Annotated in this window: 2 protein-coding genes and 1 pseudogene; 1 reads left to right on the top strand and 2 read right to left on the bottom strand. The window is 69.6% G+C overall.

What is annotated here, in order from left to right; all coding sequences use genetic code 11:
- Positions 1-125: 125 nt before the first annotated feature.
- Both VSO01S_RS26290 and VSO01S_RS26285 read right to left on the bottom strand, forming a co-directional pair.
- Positions 126-1,262, bottom strand: a complete 1,137-nt coding sequence (locus VSO01S_RS26290) for an AI-2E family transporter (protein WP_068645691.1) — start codon at positions 1,260-1,262, stop codon at positions 126-128.
- A gap of 49 nt (positions 1,263-1,311) precedes the next feature.
- The gene (locus tag VSO01S_RS26285; protein ID WP_068645690.1) at positions 1,312-1,953 is read right to left on the bottom strand and encodes a VIT1/CCC1 transporter family protein; all 642 of its coding nucleotides are present in this window, start codon (positions 1,951-1,953) and stop codon (positions 1,312-1,314) included.
- 207 nt (positions 1,954-2,160) lie between these two features.
- Between VSO01S_RS26285 and VSO01S_RS26280 the strand changes: the two are divergent.
- Positions 2,161-2,379 (top strand): annotated as a pseudogene (locus tag VSO01S_RS26280) (hypothetical protein); the annotation flags it as partial.

Below are 2,379 nucleotides of genomic sequence, written 5' to 3'. Positions count from 1 at the left end.
GGGCACGGCCGGCCGCTTGAAGTCCGGCCCGAGGGCGGTGCACCCGCCCAGCAGCAGGCAAGCCGAACAGGCCAGCGAGACAAGCCCACGGCCGGGCAGGCGCGGCGTGCAAGCCGGCATGCTTCTCAGCGGCCTCCCGGGGGCGCGTCCTGCGGACCCCGCTGCACCGCGGGCGCGGTGCCGGCGTCCACCCAGCCCATGAAGATCTGGTAGCCCAGCGCCAGCACCGTGGCGCCGACGAACATGCCCAGGATGCCGGCGGTGGCCATGCCGCCGAGCGCACCGATCAGGATGACGGGCATCGGCGCGTCCACCCCGCGCCCCAGCATCAGAGGCTTGAGCACGTTGTCGGCCATGCCGGCCACGAACAGCAGCACACTGTAGGCCGTTGCCGCGCCGGTCGCATGGTCGGAAGCCGTCCAGAGCCAGCCGATGGCCGGCAAGGTGACGATGATGGCCGGCACCTGCGCAATGCCCAGCACCAGCACGATGGCCGCGAGCACGCCGGCCCAGGGCACGCCGGCCAGCATGAGGCACAGGCCCACCAGGATGGCCTGGATGAAGGCCACCCCGATCACCCCCTGCGCCACCGCGCGGATGGTGGCGGTGGACAGCGCCGCGAACTCCTCGCCGCGGGCCGGACCGATGACGCGCACGAAGATGGCGCGCATGGCCCGGGCGCCGGCCTGGCCGTAGGCCATGATGATGCCCGCCACGATGATGGCCGCCAGGAACAGCAGCAGCGCGGTGCCGATGCCGGCCACCGTGCCCAGCGCCTTCCTGGCCAGCTCGCCGATCTTGGGCTGCATGCTCTGCACCAGGTCGGGCAGGTCGGAATGCGCCTGCGACCACAGCGCATACAGGCGTTCGCCCACCACCGGCCATTGCGCCACGCCTTCGCGCGGCGGCGGCACCTCCAGCGTGTTGTTCTGGATGTCGTGCACCAGCTGGCGCACCGTGTCGCCGAAGGAGCTCATCAGCAGCGTGGTCGGCACGACGATGAGCACCACGCCGGCCAGCACCACCAGCGTGGCGGCCAGCCCCTGCTTGCCGCCGAGCTTTCGGGCCAGCGACTGGTGCATGGGATAGAGCGTGACGGCCAGGATGAGCGACCAGGCGATCAGCGTCAGGAAAGGCGCGAAGACGCGGTAGCACAAGAGCGCCAGGGCCAGCACCAGGCCGGCGCGGATCAGCACGTCCATCAGCATGGATGCGGCGGCGCGCGACGTGAGGGGCGGGTCGGGTTCGCTGGGCACGCTCATGCTGGACTCCAAAAAGGGGCTCGATCCTACATCCTGATACGAAAGAAATTCAGCCGCCCAACGCGATGATGACCAGCTCCACGGCCACGCCCAGCACGACCATGATCAAGCCGGCACGCCAGGGACGCAGGCCGGCGAAGCGGGCCCATTGGAAACCGCAGACGAACATCATGGCAATGGCCAGCCCCGCCGACACGCGCATGGCCCGGTGCAGGTCATCGAAGATCATGAAGGGCAGCACCGGCGGGAAGGTGGAGGCGAACACCAGCAGGAACACCGCCAACGCGCCCGTGAAGTCGCGCCCCCTCAGCCGGGCGGGCGGCACCGTGCCGCCGGGCTGTGCCAGGATCCATTGCCGAGTGCGCTCGAGCACGGGCTTGTCGAGCGCCGCCACCAGGCCGCCGATCTCGTCGGCAATGAGGCCGTGCGCCACCTCCGGCTGCTTTTCGGCGACGACCATGTTCCACAGGCGGTGCTGGCGAGCACGCGTGACCAGGCTGCGCAGCACGTACATCACGCCGTCGACGAAGCCCCAGGCGATGTTGCAGCCGATGGCCGCCACCAGCATCTCCCGCACTTCCTTCTCGCCAGCCGTGGCCACGCTCAGGGTGCCGGTGAAGCTCAGCACCATGAACAGCCCGAAGAGGATCTCCGAGATGCGGTCGATCGGATCGAGTACCCGGTTTGCCATCGCTTCTCCTTGCGGTGCGCATCGCCCCGCCTTGTTGTTGTGCAAGCAGCATGCCGGCCATGTGCACCGACACGGCACCTGCCGATCGGCGCAAAGCGTCGAGGAAGCCGCGGCGTGGAGCAATCAGGGTTTCTTCCGGGCGTTGTTTCGATGTCGACCAGATGCAATCGGGCTGCGCCGCCCGGCGCGAACCCCGAGGAGGTGGAGATGAAGCGACAAGCCGCAGCCGCACTGGCGGCGCTCGCCCTGTGCGGCGGCGCGCATGCGCAAAGCAACGCCGAGTTGAAGGCGACGCTGGAGCAGGCCATGAAGACCATCGCCGACCTGCAAAAGCGCGTGCAGGTGCTCGAGCAGCAGAAGGCGACTCCTGCGGCAGCTCCTGCGGCGGCCCCTGCGCCCACCGCGGCTGCCGCCGCAGCCGCGCCA

Origin of the sequence: Variovorax soli NBRC 106424 (assembly GCF_001591385.1) — a bacterium.
Classification (GTDB): Bacteria; Pseudomonadota; Gammaproteobacteria; order Burkholderiales; family Burkholderiaceae_C; genus Variovorax; species Variovorax soli.
This window is presented reverse-complemented; position numbering and strand designations above follow the sequence as displayed.